General features: G+C 70.1%; 17 protein-coding genes. 3 read left to right on the forward strand and 14 right to left on the reverse strand.

All coding sequences use genetic code 11. The features are described 5' to 3' along the window. Positions 1 to 3 precede the first annotated feature (3 nt). On the forward strand, positions 4 to 573 hold the full coding sequence (locus EXW95_RS10665) for a phosphohydrolase (protein ID WP_174367440.1): 570 nt from the start codon (positions 4 to 6) through the stop codon (positions 571 to 573). On the opposite strand, the gene EXW95_RS10670 is transcribed toward EXW95_RS10665, so the two are convergent. Beyond that, positions 539 to 1,744, reverse strand: a complete 1,206-nt coding sequence (locus EXW95_RS10670) for a CaiB/BaiF CoA-transferase family protein (protein ID WP_174367441.1) — start codon at positions 1,742 to 1,744, stop codon at positions 539 to 541. The genes EXW95_RS10665 and EXW95_RS10670 overlap by 35 nt on opposite strands. A 217-nt stretch (positions 1,745 to 1,961) precedes the next feature. On the opposite strand from EXW95_RS10670, the gene EXW95_RS10675 reads away from it, so the two are divergent. Further along, positions 1,962 to 4,262, forward strand: a complete 2,301-nt coding sequence (locus EXW95_RS10675) for a xanthine dehydrogenase family protein molybdopterin-binding subunit (RefSeq protein WP_174367442.1) — start codon at positions 1,962 to 1,964, stop codon at positions 4,260 to 4,262. A gap of 34 nt (positions 4,263 to 4,296) precedes the next feature. Continuing rightward, on the forward strand, positions 4,297 to 5,514 hold the full coding sequence (locus EXW95_RS10680) for an MFS transporter (protein WP_174367443.1): 1,218 nt from the start codon (positions 4,297 to 4,299) through the stop codon (positions 5,512 to 5,514). 213 nt (positions 5,515 to 5,727) lie between these two features. Here EXW95_RS10680 and EXW95_RS10685 read toward each other — a convergent pair whose 3' ends face one another. The 13 genes from EXW95_RS10685 to EXW95_RS10745 form a co-directional block, all read right to left on the reverse strand. Next, the gene (locus EXW95_RS10685; protein WP_160980777.1) at positions 5,728 to 6,402 is read right to left on the reverse strand and encodes a V-type ATP synthase subunit D; all 675 of its coding nucleotides are present in this window, start codon (positions 6,400 to 6,402) and stop codon (positions 5,728 to 5,730) included. A 93-nt stretch (positions 6,403 to 6,495) separates the two neighbouring features. Then, positions 6,496 to 7,911 (reverse strand): V-type ATP synthase subunit B, encoded by a 1,416-nt coding sequence (locus tag EXW95_RS10690; RefSeq protein ID WP_046843653.1) that lies wholly within the window; start codon positions 7,909 to 7,911, stop codon positions 6,496 to 6,498. After that, complete coding sequence (locus EXW95_RS10695) at positions 7,908 to 9,656, reverse strand: V-type ATP synthase subunit A (protein WP_174367444.1); 1,749 nt, start codon at positions 9,654 to 9,656, stop codon at positions 7,908 to 7,910. Before EXW95_RS10695 ends, EXW95_RS10690 begins: the two co-directional genes overlap by 4 nt. A gap of 112 nt (positions 9,657 to 9,768) precedes the next feature. Then, complete coding sequence (locus EXW95_RS10700) at positions 9,769 to 10,110, reverse strand: V-type ATP synthase subunit F (protein WP_058974473.1); 342 nt, start codon at positions 10,108 to 10,110, stop codon at positions 9,769 to 9,771. Continuing rightward, positions 10,107 to 11,084 (reverse strand): V-type ATPase subunit, encoded by a 978-nt coding sequence (locus EXW95_RS10705; protein WP_046843656.1) that lies wholly within the window; start codon positions 11,082 to 11,084, stop codon positions 10,107 to 10,109. The genes EXW95_RS10700 and EXW95_RS10705 overlap by 4 nt, the downstream gene beginning before the upstream one ends. A gap of 8 nt (positions 11,085 to 11,092) precedes the next feature. Continuing rightward, entirely contained in the window at positions 11,093 to 11,662 is a 570-nt protein-coding gene (locus EXW95_RS10710; RefSeq protein ID WP_174367445.1) for a V-type ATP synthase subunit E, read from the reverse strand. A gap of 1 nt (position 11,663) precedes the next feature. Next, positions 11,664 to 11,966 carry a V-type ATP synthase subunit K gene (locus EXW95_RS10715; protein ID WP_174367446.1) on the reverse strand — a complete coding sequence of 101 codons (303 nt, stop codon included), beginning with the start codon at positions 11,964 to 11,966 and terminating at the stop codon, positions 11,664 to 11,666. Positions 11,967 to 11,982: 16 nt separating this feature from the next. Beyond that, on the reverse strand, positions 11,983 to 14,046 hold the full coding sequence (locus EXW95_RS10720; protein WP_174367447.1) for a V-type ATP synthase subunit I: 2,064 nt from the start codon (positions 14,044 to 14,046) through the stop codon (positions 11,983 to 11,985). Next, positions 14,043 to 14,360: a V-type ATPase subunit subunit G family protein gene (locus EXW95_RS10725; protein ID WP_174367448.1), complete on the reverse strand. Its 318-nt coding sequence runs from the start codon at positions 14,358 to 14,360 to the stop codon at positions 14,043 to 14,045. Before EXW95_RS10725 ends, EXW95_RS10720 begins: the two co-directional genes overlap by 4 nt. Positions 14,361 to 14,621: 261 nt before the next feature. Beyond that, entirely contained in the window at positions 14,622 to 15,932 is a 1,311-nt protein-coding gene (locus EXW95_RS10730; protein ID WP_174367449.1) for an ammonium transporter, read from the reverse strand. Continuing rightward, a complete protein-coding gene (locus EXW95_RS10735) occupies positions 15,932 to 16,309 on the reverse strand; it encodes a P-II family nitrogen regulator (RefSeq protein ID WP_046843660.1) in 378 nt (125 codons plus the stop codon). Before EXW95_RS10735 ends, EXW95_RS10730 begins: the two co-directional genes overlap by 1 nt. A gap of 257 nt (positions 16,310 to 16,566) precedes the next feature. Further along, a complete protein-coding gene (locus tag EXW95_RS10740; protein WP_174367450.1) occupies positions 16,567 to 17,874 on the reverse strand; it encodes an ammonium transporter in 1,308 nt (435 codons plus the stop codon). 24 nt (positions 17,875 to 17,898) lie between these two features. After that, the gene (locus EXW95_RS10745) at positions 17,899 to 18,270 is read right to left on the reverse strand and encodes a P-II family nitrogen regulator (protein WP_174367451.1); all 372 of its coding nucleotides are present in this window, start codon (positions 18,268 to 18,270) and stop codon (positions 17,899 to 17,901) included. Between the last annotated feature and the right edge of the window lie 149 nt (positions 18,271 to 18,419).

Raw genomic sequence — 18,419 nt, forward strand, 5'->3', positions numbered from 1 at the left:
GCCATGATGCAAGAACCGGCCCTGCTGACTGCCGCCGAGGCGTACGCGGGGCCGTTCTACGCCGAGGCAGGCCGGGCGTATCACACTGGGGCGCATGTGCGGGCTCTGCTGGACGCCCTGGCGGGGCGGGGGGTGCTGACGCCCGCGCTGGCGCTGGCCGCGTGGGGGCATGACCTGATCTACGATCCGCGCGCGGCGGACAACGAGGCCCGCAGCGCGGATGTGTTCGGGGCGTGGCTGGTCGCGCAGGGGGCGTCCGGGGGGCTTCAGGCGGAGGTGCGGGCGCTGATCCTCGCGACCCGGCACACCGTTCCCGTGACCACGCGGGCGGAGGCGCTGTTCGTGGACGCCGACCTGAGTGTCCTGGGGGCCGATCCGGACACCTTCGACGCGTACGACCGGGCCATCCGGGTGGAGTACGCGCACGTGCCCGAGGACGCGTACCGCGCCGGGCGGGCGGCGGTCCTGCGGGGCTTCCTGAGCCGCGAGCGGCTGTACCTCACGCCGGAGTTCGCAGGGCTGGAGCCTCAGGCGCGGGTCAATCTGGCGCGGGCGCTGGCGCGGCTGAGCTGATCTCGGGGCTGAGGCCCAGTTCCGTCATCACCTCGCGGGTGTGCTGGCCCGGTGTGGGGGGCGCGCGGCGCACAGGGAGGGCCTCGCCGCCGAAGCGCCAGGGGGGGCTGGTGACGGTCGTCTCGCCCAGGGTGGGGTGCGGGACGGGCACGGCGACGCCGCGCGCCTGCACGTGTGGGTCGCTGAAGACGTCGGACAGGTCGTTCACGGGGCCGCAGGGGACGCCCGCGACCTCCAGGCGGGTCATGAGGTCGGCGCGGGTGTGGCGGGCCAGGGCGGGCAGCAGGAGGTGGTCGAGGTCGGCGCGGTGGTTGACGCGGCCCTCGTTCGTGGTGAAGCGGGCGTCCGCACCCAGGTCAGGGTCGTCCAGCGCCGCGCAGAAGCGTCGCCACAGCGCGTCGTTGCCCACGGCGATGTTCACGAAGCCGTCCGCGCAGGGGAAGGTGCCGTACGGGACGATGGACCGGTGGTCGTTCCCGGTGGGCACGGGGACCTCCCCGGTGGCGAGGTAGCGGCCCACCTGCGAGGAGCCCAGCGCGATCACGCTCTCAAGGAGGTTCACGTCCACCCGCGCGCCGCGTCCGGTGCGTTCACGGGCGTACAGCGCGGCGAGGATCGCCTGGGTGATCAGCGCGCCGCTGTACACGTCCGCGACGGCCACCCCGACCCGCAGGGGCTCGCCGCCCGCCTCGCCGTTGTAGCTCATGAGGCCGCCCATGCCCTGCGCGATCACGTCGTACCCGGCGCGGTCGCGGTACGGGCCGCTCAGGCCGAAGCCCGTGATGCTGGCGTAGATCAGGCGGGGCTGCGCGGCGTGCAGGTCGTCCCAGCCCAGCCCCAGGCGCTCCAGCGTGCCGGGCCGGAAGTTCTCGACGAGCACGTCGCTGCCCGCGATCAGGCGGCGGGCGGCCTCCAGCCCCTCCTGCGCCTTGAGGTCCAGGGTGACGCTGCGCTTGTTGCGGTTCACGCTCAGGAAGTAACTGCTCTCGCGCGCCCCGTCCGGCCCCGTCTGGAAGGGCGGGCCCCAGGCGCGGGTGTCGTCCCCGCCGGGCGGTTCGACCTTGATCACGTCCGCGCCGAGGTCGCCGAGGAGCATGGTGCACAGCGGGCCGGTCAGGACGCGGGTGAAGTCCGCGACGCGCACGCCGCTCAGGGGCAGGTCTGGGGTCATGTGCCCGGATGCTAGCGCGGGCGTAGACTCCGGAGGTTCCAAGCTCATCCCTCTCCCCGCTTCTTCTGGAGGTTTCACCTGTGACACGGATTCCGTCTGTTTCGTTCACACCCCGGAACACCACCGGGTTGCCAACTCCACGCCCGGAACCCGTTCTGCTCCCACTCGCATCCGCTCGGGTGGAATGGGGCGGGCACACCATTCCACCGGAGTCCGTATGACCACGCCTGAACTGTCGGCCCGCACGCACCTGGGTCGTCCGCGCAAGATCATCGACGGTCTGGAGAAACTCGTGGGCCGGGCGCCGTACGTCGCGGACCGGCGGGTGCCGGGGCTGCTGCACGCGCGCGTGGTGCTGTCCCCGTACCCGCACGCCCGCATCCGGGGCATCGACCGCGCGGCGGCGCTGGCCGTGCCGGGCGTGCACTCGGTGCTGCTGGGCGCAGACCTGAACGTGAAGCCCATGCACTCGCGACCCAGCCTGCTGCTGGCGGGGGACACGGTGGTGTTCGCGGGGCAGCCGGTCGCGCTGATCCTGGCGGACACCGAGGCGCAGGCGGCGGACGCGGCGGCCCTGCTGGACGTGGACTACGAGGCACTGGACGCCGTGGAGGACGCGGAGGCGGCCCTGGCGGGCGGGACGCTGGTGTGGCCGCAGGGCGTCCCGAAGGCGGACGGTGGCATGGCCGGGCTACACGGCGGAGAGGCGGGCGCGCAGGCGGCGCGCGAGCCGAGCAACGTGGACGAGGACCGCACCTTCGGCCGTGGGGACGTGGACGCGGCGCTGGCGGGGGCGGCGTTCACGGCGGGCGGGTCGTTCCGGGTGGCGGGCGTGCATCAGGGGTACCTGGAGCCGCACGCGGTGGTCGCGGAGCCCGGCGCGCGGACCGGCGAGGTCACGGTGTACACGAGCACGCAGGGGCAGTACGTGGTGCGCGGCGAGGTCGCGGGCGCGCTGGGCCTGCGCGAGCGGGACGTGCACGTGGTGCCGCTGACGGTGGGTGGGGGGTTCGGCGCGAAGTACGGGATCATGGACGCGCTGGTCGCGGCGGCGGCGCTGCACGCGCGGCAGCCGGTGCGGCTGGTCCTGACCCGCAGCGAGGACATGCTGACGACCATGCCCGCCCCGGCCATTCAGGTGACGCTGCGGCTCGGTGCGGACGCGGACGGCACCCTGACGGCCGTGGACGCGGACGTGCTGATCGAGAACGGGGCGTTCAGGTTCGGGCACGGGGGGATCATCGCGACGATGCTGGGCGGGCTGTACCGCTGCGAGAACGTGCGCGTGCGGGCGCGGGAGCTGCTGCTGAACCGCGCGCCGGTCGGGGCGTACCGCGCGCCGGGCGTCCCGCAGGCGCTGTTCGCGCTGGAGTCCGCCGTGGACGACCTGACCCGGCAGCTGGGCGCGGACCCGCTGGAGTGGCGCCTGCGCCACGCCGTGCAGGCGGGCGACCCGATGGGCACCGGGCGGCCCTGGCCGGACATCGGCCTGCGCGACTGCCTGGAGGCCGCCCGCGCGCACCCGCTGTGGCAGGGACGCCACGAGCTGCCCGCGCATGAGGGCGTGGGGCTGGCGGTGGGCGGCTGGCCGGGAGCGTTCTCCCCGGCGGGCGCGGTGTGCCGCGTGGACACGGACGGCACGGTGAGGCTGCACGTGGGCAGCGTGGACATCAGCGGCGTGCATTCCAGCATGGTCCTGATCGCCGCCGAGACGCTGGGCGTCCACCCGGACGACGTGGAGATCGTGCAGGGCACGACCGACAGCGGGCCGTACGCGCCGAACTCCGGGGGGTCGCAGGTGACGATCAGCCTGTCGGGCGCGGTGCTGGACGCCAGCACGCAGGTGCGCGACCAGCTGCTGGACCTCGCGGCGCGGCATTTCGAGGCGCACCGGGACGACCTGGAGCTCGCGGGCGGGCAGGCGCTCGTGCGGGGCATTCCGGACCGCGCCATTCCGATCGGGAAGCTGGCGGCGCAGGCGCAGCGCGCGCCGGGCGGGCCGGGCCCGGTGGTCGCCGAGGGCCGCGCGGCGCCCAAGGCGGGCGCGCCGGGGTTCATCGCGCAGCTGGTGCACGCGCGGGTGGACCCCGGCACGGGCGCGGTGACGCTGCTGCGGTCGGTGGCGGCGCAGGACGTGGGCTTCGCGTTGAACCCGCTGCTGGTCGAGGGTCAGATTCACGGGGGCAGCGCGCAGGCGCTGGGTCTGGGGCTGCTGGAGGGCCTGGACTACGCGGGGGGGACGCTGCAAAGCGCGAATTTCCTGGAGTACGCGTTCCCCACGAGTACGGATGTGCCGCCGCTGGAGGCCCTGCTGGTGCAGCGGCCCAGCGAGCATGGGCCGTTCGGCGCGCGGGTGGTGGGGGAGCCGCCGGTCACGGCGGGCGCGGCGGCCCTGGCGAACGCGGTGCGGGAGGCGGCGGGGGTGCGCGTGACCGAGCTGCCGGTGACGGCGGAGGCGGTGTGGCGGCTCCGGCAGGCGCAGGGTGTGGGCGGCACCCCAGACCGTTCATCAGAGTAAACCGGTTTAAGTTTTAAAGCGTATAGTGGGGGGCATGCCCACGCCTGCCCCCTCTCCCACCGCGCCCGGTCAGGCCCCACCCGACCGGGTCACGCAGGCCACCCTGCTGCTCCTGTCGGCCCTGACCGTCATGTCCGGCGCGACCATCGCCCCGGCGCTGCCCGCCATGCAGGCGCACTTCGCGGACACCCCGAACGCCGCGCTGCTCGTGAAACTGGCCCTGACCATCCTGGGCATCGTGATTGCCGTCACCGCCCCGCTGTTCGGGGTGCTGGCCGACCGCTACGGCCGCCGCCCGGTGTTGCTCGCGGCCCTGGCGCTGTACGTGATCGGGGGCGGCAGCGGCCTGATCGCGCAGAGCCTCGGGCAGGTCCTGCTGGGGCGCATCGTGCTGGGTCTCGCCGTGGCGGGCACCATGACGGCCGCCGGGGCGCTCGTGAACGACCTGTTCAGCGGCGCCGCGCGCGGCCGCTTCCTGAGCCAGCAGGCGGCGTTCACCAGTTTCGGCGGCGCGGTCCTCCTTCCGCTGGGCGGCGTGCTGGCCGCCGTGGGCTGGCGCGCCCCGTTCTTCCTGTACCTCGCGGCGGCGCTGCTGCTCCCGCTGCTCCTGCGGCTCCCGCGCGGCATTCCCGGCGTCGCGCCGGACCTCACCGGCCCGGTGCAGGCTCCCCGCTGGGGCGCGGTCACGCTGGTGTACGCGCTGGCGCTGGGGTACATGGTCGTGTTCTACCTGATGCCCGCCCAGGGGCCCTTCCTGCTGCGCGCCCTGGACGCCAGCCCCGGCCTGACCGGCCTGATGCTGGGCAGCTCCACCCTGATGGCCGCCGTGACCTCACTGGTGTTCTCGCGCTTCGCCGGGCGTTTCGATCCGCGCCGCCTGGCGGGGCTGGGCATGGTCGTCGTGGCGCTGGGCTGGCTGCTGGTGTTCCGTGCGCCGGGCCTGGCAGTCGTCGAGGCGGGCCTGCTCGTGGCGGGCCTGGGCGGCGGGCTGATCTTCCCGAACCTGTACGCGTGGCTGGCCGACCTGACGCCTCCCGCGTGGCGGGGCCGCGTGACGGCGGGCATGAGCAGCGCCGTGTTCCTGGGGCAGTTCCTCAGCCCTCTGCTGCTGGCGGCGCCTGCCGGGCACGAGGCGCAGGGCTTCGCGGCGGGCGCGGCGCTGGCGGCCGGGATGGGCGCGCTGCTGCTGGTCCTGAGCGTGCGGGGCCGCCGCGCGCCTACGGCCCCGGTGCCTCATACGGGATTAAATTGACTTGCTTGCAACGTGATCGCGTTCCATTGTCCCCTCTCCCCCTGTGGGAGAGGGAGGGAGGAGCGAAGCGACGGAAGGGTGAGGGGGCCACCGGGCGACTCCGAATGATGTGGAATCACTTGAATCCCGTATCAGCAGGGCTGACCGCAACCACAAACAAAGCCAATAAAAAAACCGCCCCCCAGTCGGAGGGCGGTTTCTGTGATGTCGGGGTCAGTCGGCGGCGCTGCCGTGGCTCTGCGCGTTCTGCGCTTCGCGGGCGGCCTTGGCTTTCGCCTCGATCTTCGCCTTGATCTTCTTCTGGGTGAATCCGGCTTCGCGTTCGCGCTGGTCGAGCACGCTGCGGATGAAGCGGATGTCGTCCTGAATGCCGGGAATCACGACCTGCTCGAGCGCGTTGACGCGGCGGCTGGTCTTCTTGATTTCCTCGCCGATGCGGCGCAGTTTCGTCTCGGTCGCGGCGACCTTGACGATCGCCTCGAGGACGCCGCCGAAGTCGGTGGCGGCCTGGATGGTGCGGGCGCCGACGTTGATCGGGCTGAAGTTCGCCTGCGCGGCGCGTTCGGGCACGCTGATGCGCGGCACCTTCACGCCGTACAGGTTGTCGATCTGCATGTCGATCTGGTAGTCGCCGCTGCCGGCCAGCGAGAGGCTCTCGACGGCTTCGGGGCTGTCCCAGGCTTTCGCGCTGAAGAGGCTGGTGTACGCGCCCTTGCTGACGCCGCTGAGCTGCTCGCGGGCGGCCAGCGCGTCCTTGACGAGCGCGAAGAATTCGCCGATGAGGGCGTCACGCTTGCGCTTGAGGAGGTCCGCGCCGCCGGAGGCGGTCTTCAGGCTGGCCTTGCTGGCCAGCAGGGCGCTGCGGGTGGGGCTGATCTGTTCTGCCATGTGTGTTCACCTCCTGACGTTCTGGCGTTTATGGTCAGGGGTTGAAGGGCGAGTCCGCAAGCGGCGGGGTCACCCTTCAGCCCCTCAGGGGGGTTACTTCGTGGAGCGGCTGCCCTTCCACATCTCGTCCATCTTCGTGCCGTAGTACTTGTCGATGGAGTCCTTGCCGATACGGGTCAGCTGGCTCTGGGGCAGCTTGCTCAGGATGCCCCACGCGACGGTCAGGCTGTCCTCGATGCTGCGGTCCTGGTCGCCCTGGCCGATGAAGTATTCCTCGAAGTCGTTGGCGAACTTCAGGTACAGCTTGTCGGTTTCGGTCAGCGCGTCTTCACCGGTGATGGCCACCAGTTTGCGCAGGTCCAGGCCGTTGGCGTACGCGGCGAACAGCTGGTCGCTGATGTTCTTGTGGTCGGCGCGGGTCTTGCCCTTGCCGATGCCGTTGCCCTGCAGGCGGCTCAGGCTGGGCAGGGGGTTGATCGGGGGGAACACGCCCTTGCTGTTCAGGGTGCGGTCGACCACGATCTGACCTTCGGTGATGTAGCCGGTCAGGTCGGGGATGGGGTGGGTGATGTCGTCGTCGGGCATCGACAGGATCGGCACCTGGGTGACCGAGCCGGGCTTGCCGTCCACGACGCCCGCGCGCTCGTACAGCGAGGCGAGGTCGGTGTACATGTAGCCGGGGAAGCCGCGGCGACCGGGGATCTCCTCGCGCGCACCGCCGATTTCACGGAGGGCCTCGCAGTAGTTCGTCAGGTCGGTCAGGATCACCAGCACGTGGTAGCCGTGCTCGAAGGCCAGGTACTCGGCGGTGGTCAGGGCCATGCGGGGGGTGAGCAGACGCTCGACCGCGGGGTCGTCGGCCTTGTTCAGGAACAGGACAGAGCGGGCCAGGGCGCCGGTGCGTTCGAATTCCTGCGTGAAGAAGCTGACTTCGCGCTGGGTCAGGCCCATCGCGGCGAACACCACGGCGAAGTCACCCTCGTGGCCGGGCACCTTGGCCTGGCGGGCGATCTGCGCGGCGAGTTCGTTGTGCGGGAGGCCCGAGCCGCTGAAGATCGGCAGCTTCTGGCCGCGGATCAGGCTGGTCTGCACGTCGATGGTGCTGATGCCGGTCTGGATGAACTCCTCGGGCTTGGCGCGCGCGGCGGGGTTCATGGGCTGACCGTTGATCGAGAGGCGCTTCTCGGCGACCACGGCGGGCAGCCCGTCGATGGGGCGGCCCAGGCCGTCGAAGCGGCGGCCGATCATTTCCTTGCTGACGCCCAGGCGGGCCACGTCTTCGACGAGGCTGACGCTGGCGGTCGCGAGGTCCAGACCGCGGGTTTCTTCGAACACCTGAATGACGGCGTTCTGGTCGGTCACGGAGATGACCTGGCCGCCGCGGAGCTTACCGCTCGCGTCCTTGATGTTCACGATGGCGCCGTACGCGAGGTCGCTGGCGGCATTCACGAACAGCAGAGGGCCGGAGATGTACGCGACGTCGTTGTATTCCTTCTGGAGGAGGGTCACGCTTTCACCGCCTTGAAGCTGCTGTCGAGCTCGCCGAGGACGCTGTCGGTGTACGCGGCGAAGTCACCTTCGGGCGTGTAGCGGGCGCGGGCGAGACGCTCGATGATGGGGCTCTGGATGATTTCGTCGATGGTGCTGCCGCTCTTGAGGGCCGCGTCGGCCTGGTCGTAGAACTTCAGGAACATGCGCATCAGGCCGTAGTTCTTGGGCATGCTGGCGCTGGCGTCGACGGGGTCGAAGCCGTTCTGCTGCAGGAAGTCCTGGCGGAGCATGCGGCCGGTCTCGATGATCAGGCGCTCGTTGTCCTGCAGGGCGTCGGGGCCGACGAGCTGCACGACTTCCTGCAGCGCGGCCTCTTCCTGGAGGATCGTGCCGATGCGCTGGCGCAGTTCCGGGAAGTCCTCGCCGACGTTGGCGCGGTACCAGGAGTCCAGGATCGGGGTGAACAGGCTGTAGGAGCCGTTCCAGTTGATCGCGGGGAAGTGGCGGCGGCGGGCGAGGCCGGCGTCCAGACGCCAGAAGGCGCCGGTGATACGCAGGGTGGCCTGCGTGACGGGCTCGGACATGTCGCCGCCGGCGGGGCTGACGGCGCCGATCACGGACACCGCGCCGTCTTCACCGGCGAGGGTCTTGACGGCCCCGGCGCGCTCGTAGAACGCGGCCAGCTTGGCGCCCAGGTAGGGCGGGTAGCCTTCTTCGGCAGGCATCTCTTCCAGGCGGGAGGAGATTTCACGGAGGGCCTCGGCCCAGCGGCTGGTGCTGTCGGCCATCAGGGACACGCTGTAGCCCTGGTCGCGGAAGTACTCGGCCAGCGTGATGCCGGTGTAGACGCTCGCTTCGCGGGCGGCCACGGGCATGTTGGACGTGTTGGCGATCAGGATCGTGCGGTGCATGAGCGGCCCGCCGGTCTTGGGATCTTCCAGTTCGGGGAATTCCACGAGCACGTCGGTCATCTCGTTGCCGCGTTCACCGCAGCCCACGTACACGACGATGTCGGCGTTGCCGTACTTCGCCACGCTCTGCTGGGTCACGGTCTTGCCGGAACCGAAGGGACCGGGGATCGCGGCGGCGCCACCCATGACCAGGGGGAACAGGACGTCCAGGATGCGCATGCCCGTGAGGAACGGCAGGCTGGGGTCGAGTTTCTTGGTGACGGGGCGCGGGGCGCGCACGGGCCAGTAGTGGGCCATGCGCAGCTCGGTGCCGTCTTCCAGTTTGGCGATGGTCTGGTCGATGTTGTACTGACCGGCCGGGGCGATCCAGGCAATCTTGCCGCCCTTGTCGGGGGGCGTCAGGACCTTGTGCGTGAAGCTGAACTCGGGCACGGTGCCCAGGATGGCGCTGCCGCCGACGGTATCGCCGACCTGCACGCTGGGCGTGAAGTCCCACAGCTGGGTGCGGTCCAGGCTGGAGACCTCGATGCCGCGCGCGATGAAGTCGCCGCTGGCCTCGCGGATCTTGCCCAGGGGGCGCTGGATGCCGTCGTAGATGCCGTTCAGCATGCCGGGGCCCAGTTCGACGCTCAGGGGGAGGTTGGTGGTCTCGACGGGTTCACCGACGGTCAGGCCGCTGGTGTCCTCGTACACCTGGACGAAGGCGGTGTTGCCGTCCAGTCGGATGATCTCGCCCACGAGGCGTTCCTGGCCCACGCGGACGATGTCGTACATTTTCGCGCCGTACATCCCGTCCGCGATGACGGCGGGTCCGGCGATGCTCTTCACGACGCCGCTCTTGTTCTGCGTCATTACGTTCTCCTTCGGAGAGGTTGATGGTGGAGAGTGGATGGTTGACGGGTCAAGCGTTCAGTCACTGAAAGTCCTGTGTACCATCATCCCTCTGCTCTCGACCATCAACTCCTTACAGTTTGATATCGAAGCCGATGGTGTCGCGCACCAGTTTGCCCATGTAGGCCTTCGCGTCGACGGTGTCCGGGTTGAACGCGTCGCGCAGGCTGGGGATGGGCAGCAGGATCGGCAGGTCCCGGCCGCGCATGACGCGGGCGGTGGCGGTGGCCGGGTCCGGGATCAGGCCGGTGTCGACGGCGACGAGGCCGTACTGACCTTCGGTGATCAGGCGTTCCAGGGTGGCGAGGGCCGTGTCGGGGGTGGCCTCGATCACGGCGGCTCCGGCGAGGCGGTAGCCGGTGGCGGTCTCGGCGTCACTCAGCACCGCGACGCGTTGCGTGTTGGGCTGGGTCATGCCTGCACCTCGCGGCGGATCTGGTCGGTGGGCAGGTCGTAGAACTTGCCGCGTCCGATCAGGCGGAGTTTGGCGATCTCGATCTCCTTGCGGCGCAGGAAGTCCAGGATCACGCCGACACCTTCCGGGTCACCGGCCGCGACGTTGCGGGTGGCGGTGTCCAGGGCGGTGCGGGCGGCGACCTCGGCGTCTTCGAGGCTGGGGGCGTCGAGGATCGCGCTGACGTCACTCAGGCCGCCGGCGTCGCCGCCGCTCAGGCGGGCGTAGCCGGCCGCGTCGAGTTTGCCGCCGGCGACGAACAGGCTGGGGTCCAGGGGCTGTCCGGCGCCCGCGCGGGCGATCAGGGCGTTGGTGATGTCGATCTCGCGGCTGAGGTAGCGGCGCAGGCTGGTGTTGCGCGCCACGCTCAGCGCGTGCCGGTAGTAGCCCTGGTCCAGCGCGACTTCCAGGTCCAGCATGCGGTTGCTGCTGGCGTAGGCCTGCGCGGCCGTGCGCATCGCGGCGGCCAGCGGGTGGCCGCTCAGGGCGATAGCGGCGGCGGCGCCGGGCAGGTCGGTGCTCTGCGCGGCGGCCTGCAGCGCGGCGGGTTTCAGGGTGCCGCCGGGGATCAGGTTCGCCAGGATCGCGTCGGTGCCGCGGCCGGTGATGATGCCGCGGGCGACGGTCTTGAGGTTCACGAGGTCCCATTTCATGAGCAGGGCCTGGATTTCGCGTTTGGCGTCGCCGTCGGCGAAGCCCAGGACCTTGCGGGCGGTGTCGAACAGGTTGCGGCTCAGGGCCTGGTCCAGTTCGGCGAGGCCCGCCTGCTCGGTGGTGGTGTCGCGCAGGTTCGCGGCGAGGTCCGTTTCGGTCAGGACCCGCAGGAACTCCTGGTAGCTGCCCGCGGCGAGCGCCGAGTCAAGCGAGCGTCCGTCGAGCAGTTTGGTCCGCATGATGCGGACGCGCGTGTTGATGTAAGCGTAGTCGTCGGGCATGTCGGTCCTTACTCGGCCAGCAGTCGGCTGATCTGCGGGGCGAGGTCGCCGCGCACGCGGTTCAGTCGACCCACGAGCGTGTTCTGAATGCTGGCCTTGCCGCCCTTGCCGACCAGGCGAATGCCGGTCTTGACCTGCTCGTTGGGGCGCACGTCCAGCTGGCGGCCCAGCTGGGCCAGGGCCTGACGGACGGCGTCGTGCTCGGCCAGGGCCGCCTCGACCACCTCGGCGTCGGGCAGGACCTGCAGGGCTTCCTGCAGGAGCTTGCTGACGATCATGGGGTACTCGGCGGAGGTGGTCACGGAGTGCAGGTACTGCTCGGAGACCGTGAACGCCTGGGCCTGGAGGCTGTCGGCGGCGGCGAGACGCTGCGCGCTGCTGTCGAGGTCAGCGGCGCTGCGGGCGCGCACCAGTTCGGCCTGGCGGGCACCTTCCAGCTGGCGGGTGCGCGAGTCGATCAGGGCCTGGGCCTGTTCGTGGGCCTGGGCGACGATCTGCTCGGCGCGGCCCTGGGCCTCGGCGCGGATGCGCTCGATGTCCTGCTGGGCTTCGTTCTCGAGGAGCTTGTCGAGCGCCATATCAGTTCAGGATGAACAGCGCGAGGAAGCCGAAGATGACGAGGGTTTCGGGCAGCAGGAAGTACAGCAGCAGGCTGCCGGCCTTGCTGGGGTCCTCGGCGACGGCGCCGACGAGGCTGGAGCCGATGCGCGCCTGGGCGATGCCGGTGCCGATGGCGCCGAGGCCCAGGGCCAGGCCGGCGCCGACGGCGCGCAGACCCTTGTACAGCTCGTCGCTGTTGGTGCCGGTGGCTTCAGCGGCGAGACCGGTGCTGACGAGGGCGAAGGCGAGGGACGCGAGGACGATCTTGTTGTACTTGGTCATGGTGAACACTCCTGGGTTATTTAACCTGCCCCTGGGCGGGGCTGAGGCGACGAAGGGGGTTGTAGCGGGGGCTGGAGTCGGCGTTGAACCCGGTGGGGTTGAGGAACTCCACCATGTGAAGACGCAGCGGCTGCAGCACGTGGCCGATCAGGGTCAGGGCCAGCACCAGGAAGTGCAGGACCAGGCCCAGCAGGATACCGATGATGATGCCGAGGAAGCCGATGTTCTCGTACAGGCTCCAGCCCAGGTCGGTGCAGAGCTTGGCGAGAATGGCGGACACCAGACCCACGGCGAAGATACGGGCGTAGCTGACGACCGCGCCGCCCTGCGAGAGCAGTTCGATGGGCAGCAGCGGGTAGTGCTTGATGACGCGCAGCCAGCCGACCACGAAGGCGGCGAAGCCGACGTACATCAGCAGGACGCGGGGGTCGCTGAAGTTCGTGAACGCGCTGAAGTCCTTGCCCGCCTTGGTGGCGAAGGCCATCAGGATCAGGGCGCCGACGCCGCCGAACAGCGCGATGCCTTCCCAGGTGTGCACGGGGTCCTTGTGCTTGAGGCCCTGCTGGATGCGGATGGCCCAGCCCCACAGCACCTGCAGGATGCCGAAGCACAGCGCGAAGACCAGGGCGACGTTGCTGAAGTACCCGGTTTCCAGGCGCGGGAAGAGGATCGGGAAGAGGTGGAAGAGGGTCTTGTGGGCCTCGGCCTCTTCGGGGTAGCGGATGCCGGTCCAGCCCCAGAGGCTGTTCAGCAGTTCCGGGTTGATGTAGAAGATGCCGAAGTGCTCCAGGAAGGTCCCGAAGAACTCGCCGGTCAGGACGCCCCACAGGATGGTCCAGGCGGCCATGACGTTCGTCACGAAGCCCAGGTCCCGCAGGGTGGCGGGCGGCACGTACGCGCCGAAGAAGCTGAGGTCCCAGCCCTCGTTGCGCCTGGCCTTGCCGAGCAGCCACAGGCCGAACCACAGGAACAGCAGGCCGTAGCCGATGTCGGCCATGATGATCCCGAAGAACAGCGGGAAGAACAGCGCCACGACCCAGGTGGGGTCGAAGGTGCCGTACTTGGGGGGCGTCATGAGGCCCATCACGGTCTGGAAGGGTTTGACGTAGCTGTTGTTCTTCAGTTCGACCGGTACGAGGTCGTCGTGGTGCTCGTCGACGGGGTGCAGGTCGTAGCTGACGGCGCTGCCGAAGCGGTCCAGGGCGCCCTTGAGGGCCGCGAGGCGGTCTTCGGGAACGTAGCCCTGCAGCGCGAGGCTGTACTTGCCGCGCGCGGAGACGGCCCGGACGTCGTGGATGGCCACGCGGTCTTTCAGGGCGTCGCGGATGGCGTACAGCGCGGGCGCGTGCGCCTGGGCCAGACGGTCGCGTTCGGCGTTCAGTTCGCCCAGGCGGGCGGTGCCGGTGCTGGCGACGCGGTCCATCTCGGCGGCCGCTTCACTCAGCGGCATGCCGTCGAAGCGGCCCGGGAGGCGCAGTTCGCCCAGGCGGACCTTGCCCAGCGCGGCGCGCGCGAGGTCGCGGTCGCTGCGGCGGGTGGCGATCAGTCCGACGCGGTTGGCGCCGACGGTCTCGGTCGCCAGGACGTAGCGGTCGGCCAGTTCGGCCTTCAGCGCGGCGTCCAGTTCGCCGGGGTTGTCGGTGGGCTGCAGCACGAAGGGCAGCAGCGACACGCGCTGGCTGCGGTCCAGGGTGCCCGCCATGCGGCCCAGGGCGCGCACGGCGTCGCCGTAGGCGCTCTCGGCGTCCAGGTCGGCCTGGAGGTCCTGGCGCTGACGGGCCAGGGTCGCGGTGGGCTGCGCGGCCTGTTCGATCAGGTCGGCCCAGCTGTCCGCGGCGGGAAGGGAGGCGGGCGCGGGTCGGTAGCTGCCGAGTTCCGCGAGGGTGCTCTCCGCGCGGGCGAGCAGGCGCTCGTCCTCGCGGCGGCTCTGGGCGTCGGCCCCGGCAAGGCTGCCGGTGCTCAGCGGGCCACCCGTGATGGGCTTGAGGTGCAGCACCCCGGCGTCCTGCAGCGCCGCAATGACCGCTTCACTGTCGCGTTTGCGCGTGGCGATCACGACCTGCTGCATGGGGTTGATCACGGAAGCACCGCCCTCATGATGGTGTCCACGGCCTCGCCCAGCTTGGCTTCCGCGCGGGCGCGGATGGCCTGCGCCTGCGCCTGGGCGCTGGCACTGGATTCCTCGCGGACCTGCTGCACGTCGCGGGCCAGTTGCTGGTCCTGATCGGCCTGCATGGCCTTCACGCGGTCCTGCGCGTCGCGGAGGATGCTCGCGGCCTGCGCCTGGGCAGCGTCCACGGTTTCCTGCGCCTGCGCGCGGGCCGCTTCGATCTGCGCGTCCAGCGCCGCCTCGCGGCTGGCCAGTTCACTTAAGACTCGACTTGAGACGTCCAAAACTCACTCCTCCTTTCCCTTCGTGACTCAAGCACCCCGGTCAAGCGCCCCATGAACGTCATGGGGTGTGGCGGGGGTGCGGTGAGTTTTTCGGTGGCCCGACCCTGGTGATGGTGATGTCAGACTCGCCGAGCATCCTAACACACCGCCTTTATCGTTCAGGCAGGGCAAGCGTCCCTGCGCTTGACAACGCAAACCCCCCGGCGTATGGGACCGGGGGGCAGCCGCAGCGCGGGTGGGCGGGTCAGGCAGGTGGGCGGGTCAGTCGTTGCCGACGAAGACCGGGGCGGCCAGCGGGCTCTGCGCCTCCTGGTACCCCTCTTCCTGGTGTTCGCTGAGGTCCACGCCTCGGACCTCCTGCTGCTGGGTGAGGCGCAGCGGGGTGATGAGCGCCGTGAGTTTCAGCAGGACGAAGGTTCCCGCCCCGGCCAGGGCGGCGGCGGCCAGCACGCCGATCAGTTGCTTGCCGACCTGCGCGGGGTTCCCGGCAAGCAGGCCCGTCCCGGCGGGGTTGATGGCGGGGCTGGCGAGCACGCCGGTCAGGAGGGTGCCGACGATCCCGGCGGTGCCGTGGCAGGCAAAGACGTCCAGCGCGTCGTCGGGCAGCAGGCGGTGCTTGTTGGCGACCAGGAACCACGAGACGGTACTGGCGACCGCGCCGATCAGCAGCGCGCCGCCGGGCGTGACGAAGCCGCAGGCGGGCGTGATGGCGACCAACCCGACGACCGCGCCGGTCGCGGCGCCGACGGCGGTGGGTTTCCCGCCGCGCAGCTGGTCCCACAGCAGCCACACGAGCAGCGCGGCGGCGGCGGCGGTGTTCGTGTTCAGCAGGGCGTACGCGGCGGTCTGCCCGGCACTCAGGGCGGACCCGGCGTTGAAGCCCAGCCAGCCGAACCACAGCAGGCCGGTGCCCAGCAGCACCAGCGGGACGTTGTGCGGCACGCTGACCATGCGGGGGAAGCCCAGGCGCGGCCCGAGGACCAGCGCCGCGACGAGGCCGCTGACGCCGGACGCGACCTCGACGACGGTGCCGCCCGCGAAGTCCAGCAGGCCCAGCTTGAACAGCCAACCGTCGCTGCTCCAGACCCAGTGGGCCAGCGGGGCGTAGATACACAGCACCCACAGCGTGCCGAACAGCACGAACGCCGGGAAGCGCATGCGTTCGACGACGCTGCCGCTGACGACCGCCAGGGTGATGACCGCGAAGAGAATCTGGAACACCGCGAACAGCGGGGTGGGGATGGTGCCGGTCAGTTCACCGGCCATGTTCCCCAGGCCCGCGTGGCTCAGGCCGCCGATCAGGGCGTTGCCGCCGGGACCGAAGGCCAGGGTGTAGCCGACGGCAACCCAGGCGACGCTGGCGACGCCCATGGCGGCGAAGCTCATCATCATGGTGTTCAGGACGCTGCCCGCGCGGACCAGCCCGCCGTAGAAGATGGCGAGGCCGGGCGTCATGAGCAGGACCAGCGCCGAGCACAGCAGGATGAAGGCGGTGTCGGCGCCGTTGAGGGTGGGCGTCTGCGCGGCGGCGGTGCCACCCAGCAGGGCCAGCAGGGTCAGGGCTCGGCGCATCAGGGCTGGTCCGGGCTGAGTTTGGTCTCGGTGACGGGCGTCAGGGCGGCCGTGTCCTCCTCGCCGGTGCGGATGCGGATCACGCGCTCCATGGGCTGCACGAAGATCTTGCCGTCGCCGACCTCGCCGGTGCGGGCCCCCTTGCAGATCGCGTCGATGGCGGCCTGCACGAAGGGTTCGCTGACGACCATGCGGAACTCGACCTTGTCGTGGAATTCCACCATGACGCGGGTACCGCGGTAGTGCTCCACGACGGACTGCTCGCCGCCGTGCCCGCTGACGCGTGAGAGGGTGATCCCACTGATGCCCGCCTGGAACAGCGCTTCCTTGACCTGCTGCACCCGCTCGGGCCTGACGACGGCCGTGACCAGTTTCATGCCACGAGCGTACCGGCGCGTCAAGGCCAGAGTGCAGATTTGTCCAACATGAAGACCCTCCCGCGCAGAAATCCTGGGGTTGTCGCGCAGATTGTCATTCATCCAGACGTCATCCGGCCTTTTCGGGGTAGACAAAGTGCTGGCCCCCGGGGATGCGGTCGGGGGCCAGCGGACGTGGAGGGTCTTGTTTGGAATCAGGCCGGGTCAGGCCCCGTGAAGGTCAGAGGAAGGAGGAGAAGAGGTGTCGCAGGGGGACTTCAGTCGCCGCCGACGAAGACGGGTGCACCCAGGCCGGTCTCGCTGTCGGAGTAGCCCTGCTCGCTGTGGGCGCTGACGTCGATCCCGGCGATCTCCTGGCTGACGGGAACGCGCAGCGGCATGACCAGCCCGACCAGTTTCAGCAGGATGAACGAACCCAGCCCGGTCCAGGCGACGGCGGCGGCCACTCCGATGATCTGGATGACCATCTGCTCGCCGATGGGTTTGCCCGCTCCGGTCGTCCAGGCCAGCGCGCCGGTCAGCAGCGCGCCGACGATCCCGGCGACGCCGTGGCAGGCGAAGACGTCCAGCGCGTCGTCGGCCTTCATGCGGGTCTTGAGCTGCACGGCGGCGAAGCTCGCGGCGGCGCCCAGCACGCCGACCAGCACCGAGGCGAGCGGGGAGACGAAGGCGCAGGCGGGGGTGATGGCGACCAGACCGACGACCAGGCCGGTGGCGGCGCCCACGGCGGTGGGTTTGCCGGTGCGTACGCTTTCCAGGCCCAGCCAGGTGAGCATCGCGGCGGCGGGGGCGATCAGGGTGGTCATGAAGGCCAGCGCGGCGGTCTGGTTGGCGGCCAAGGCGCTGCCCGCGTTGAAGCCCATCCAGCCGAACCACAGCAGGCCCGCGCCCAGCAGCACGAAGGGAACGTTGTGGGGAACGTGCGCGGTCTTCGGGAAGCCGATGCGGGCGCCCAGCACGGACGCGGCGACCAGGCCGCTGACCCCGGCGGCGATGTGGATGACGGTGCCGCCCGCGAAGTCCAGCGCGCCCATCTTGAACAGCCAGCCGTCCGCGTTCCAGACCCAGTGGGCCAGCGGGGCGTAGATCAGCAGGCTCCACAGGCCGCCGAACAGCACGAAGGCCCCGAAACGCATGCGCTCGATGACGGCGCCGCTGATCAGGGCGACGGCGATGATCGCGAACATCGCCTGGAAGGCCGCGAAGATGTAGCTGGGGATGGTGCCGGTCAGCTGCCCGGCCAGGCCGTTGAAGCCGAAGTTGCTCAGGCCGCTGAAGAGGGCGTTGCCGCCGGGCGCGAACGCGATGGAGTACCCGCCGAGCAGCCACAGCACGCCGACCAGCCCGATGCACACGACGCTCATCATCATGGTGTTCAGGACGCTCTGGGTGCGGCTCAGGCCGCCGTAGAAGAACGCGAGGCCGGGGGTCATCAGCAGGACCAGCGCGGAGGCGACGATCATCCAGGCGGTGTCGCCGGTGTCGAGTTTGGGCGCCTCGGTCTGGGCGAGGGCCGCGCCGCCCAGCATCAGGGCCAGCGGAAGGGTCTTGCGGAGGTGGGTCATGGGTTCACTCCTGTGGGGGCCGCCTCAGGCGGGCGTGAGGCGGGTCTCGGTGACGGGGGTCAGGGCGGCGTTGTCGCGCTCGCCGGTGCGAATCCGCACGACCTGTTCGAGCGGCTGGACGAAGATCTTGCCGTCGCCGACCTCGCCGGTGCGGGCGCCGTGGCAGATGGCGTCGATGGCGGCCTGCACGAAGGGTTCGCTGACGGCCATGCGGACCTCGACCTTGTCGCGGAATTCGACCATGACGCGGGTGCCGCGGTAGTGCTCGACGACTTCCTGTTCGCCCCCGTGTCCGCTGACGCGCCCGAGGGTGATGCCGCTGATGCCCGCCTGGAAGAGGGCTTCCTTGACCTGCTGGACCCGTTCGGGCCTGATGACAGCCGTGATCAGTTTCATGGCGTCTCCTTTTTGCCGCTCAATTTGCAGTGACCGCATCCCTGCATGCCCCCAGCTTAGGAAGATGAGTGCAGAATGTCAAAATTTATTTGAGCATTTGGCTAGGTTTCTCTGAACAAGATGCAACACAATGGGCCGATCCGAGTCCG

This window comes from Deinococcus sp. JMULE3 (genome assembly GCF_013337115.1).
GTDB lineage: Bacteria > Deinococcota > Deinococci > Deinococcales > Deinococcaceae > Deinococcus.

Excerpts from the sequence above, each read along its gene's own strand:
- EXW95_RS10665 (WP_174367440.1), top strand. The coding sequence starts at position 4 with ATGATGCAAGAACCGGCCCTGCTGACTGCCGCCGAGGCGTACGCGGGG.
- EXW95_RS10670 (WP_174367441.1), bottom strand. The coding sequence starts at position 1,744 with ATGACCCCAGACCTGCCCCTGAGCGGCGTGCGCGTCGCGGACTTCACC.
- EXW95_RS10675 (WP_174367442.1), top strand. The coding sequence starts at position 1,962 with ATGACCACGCCTGAACTGTCGGCCCGCACGCACCTGGGTCGTCCGCGC.
- EXW95_RS10680 (WP_174367443.1), top strand. The coding sequence starts at position 4,297 with ATGCCCACGCCTGCCCCCTCTCCCACCGCGCCCGGTCAGGCCCCACCC.
- EXW95_RS10685 (WP_160980777.1), bottom strand. The coding sequence starts at position 6,402 with ATGGCAGAACAGATCAGCCCCACCCGCAGCGCCCTGCTGGCCAGCAAG.
- EXW95_RS10695 (WP_174367444.1), bottom strand. The coding sequence starts at position 9,656 with ATGACGCAGAACAAGAGCGGCGTCGTGAAGAGCATCGCCGGACCCGCC.
- EXW95_RS10700 (WP_058974473.1), bottom strand. The coding sequence starts at position 10,110 with ATGACCCAGCCCAACACGCAACGCGTCGCGGTGCTGAGTGACGCCGAG.
- EXW95_RS10705 (WP_046843656.1), bottom strand. The coding sequence starts at position 11,084 with ATGCCCGACGACTACGCTTACATCAACACGCGCGTCCGCATCATGCGG.
- EXW95_RS10710 (WP_174367445.1), bottom strand. The coding sequence starts at position 11,662 with ATGGCGCTCGACAAGCTCCTCGAGAACGAAGCCCAGCAGGACATCGAG.
- EXW95_RS10715 (WP_174367446.1), bottom strand. The coding sequence starts at position 11,966 with ATGACCAAGTACAACAAGATCGTCCTCGCGTCCCTCGCCTTCGCCCTC.
- EXW95_RS10730 (WP_174367449.1), bottom strand. The coding sequence starts at position 15,932 with ATGCGCCGAGCCCTGACCCTGCTGGCCCTGCTGGGTGGCACCGCCGCC.
- EXW95_RS10735 (WP_046843660.1), bottom strand. The coding sequence starts at position 16,309 with ATGAAACTGGTCACGGCCGTCGTCAGGCCCGAGCGGGTGCAGCAGGTC.
- EXW95_RS10740 (WP_174367450.1), bottom strand. The coding sequence starts at position 17,874 with ATGACCCACCTCCGCAAGACCCTTCCGCTGGCCCTGATGCTGGGCGGC.
- EXW95_RS10745 (WP_174367451.1), bottom strand. The coding sequence starts at position 18,270 with ATGAAACTGATCACGGCTGTCATCAGGCCCGAACGGGTCCAGCAGGTC.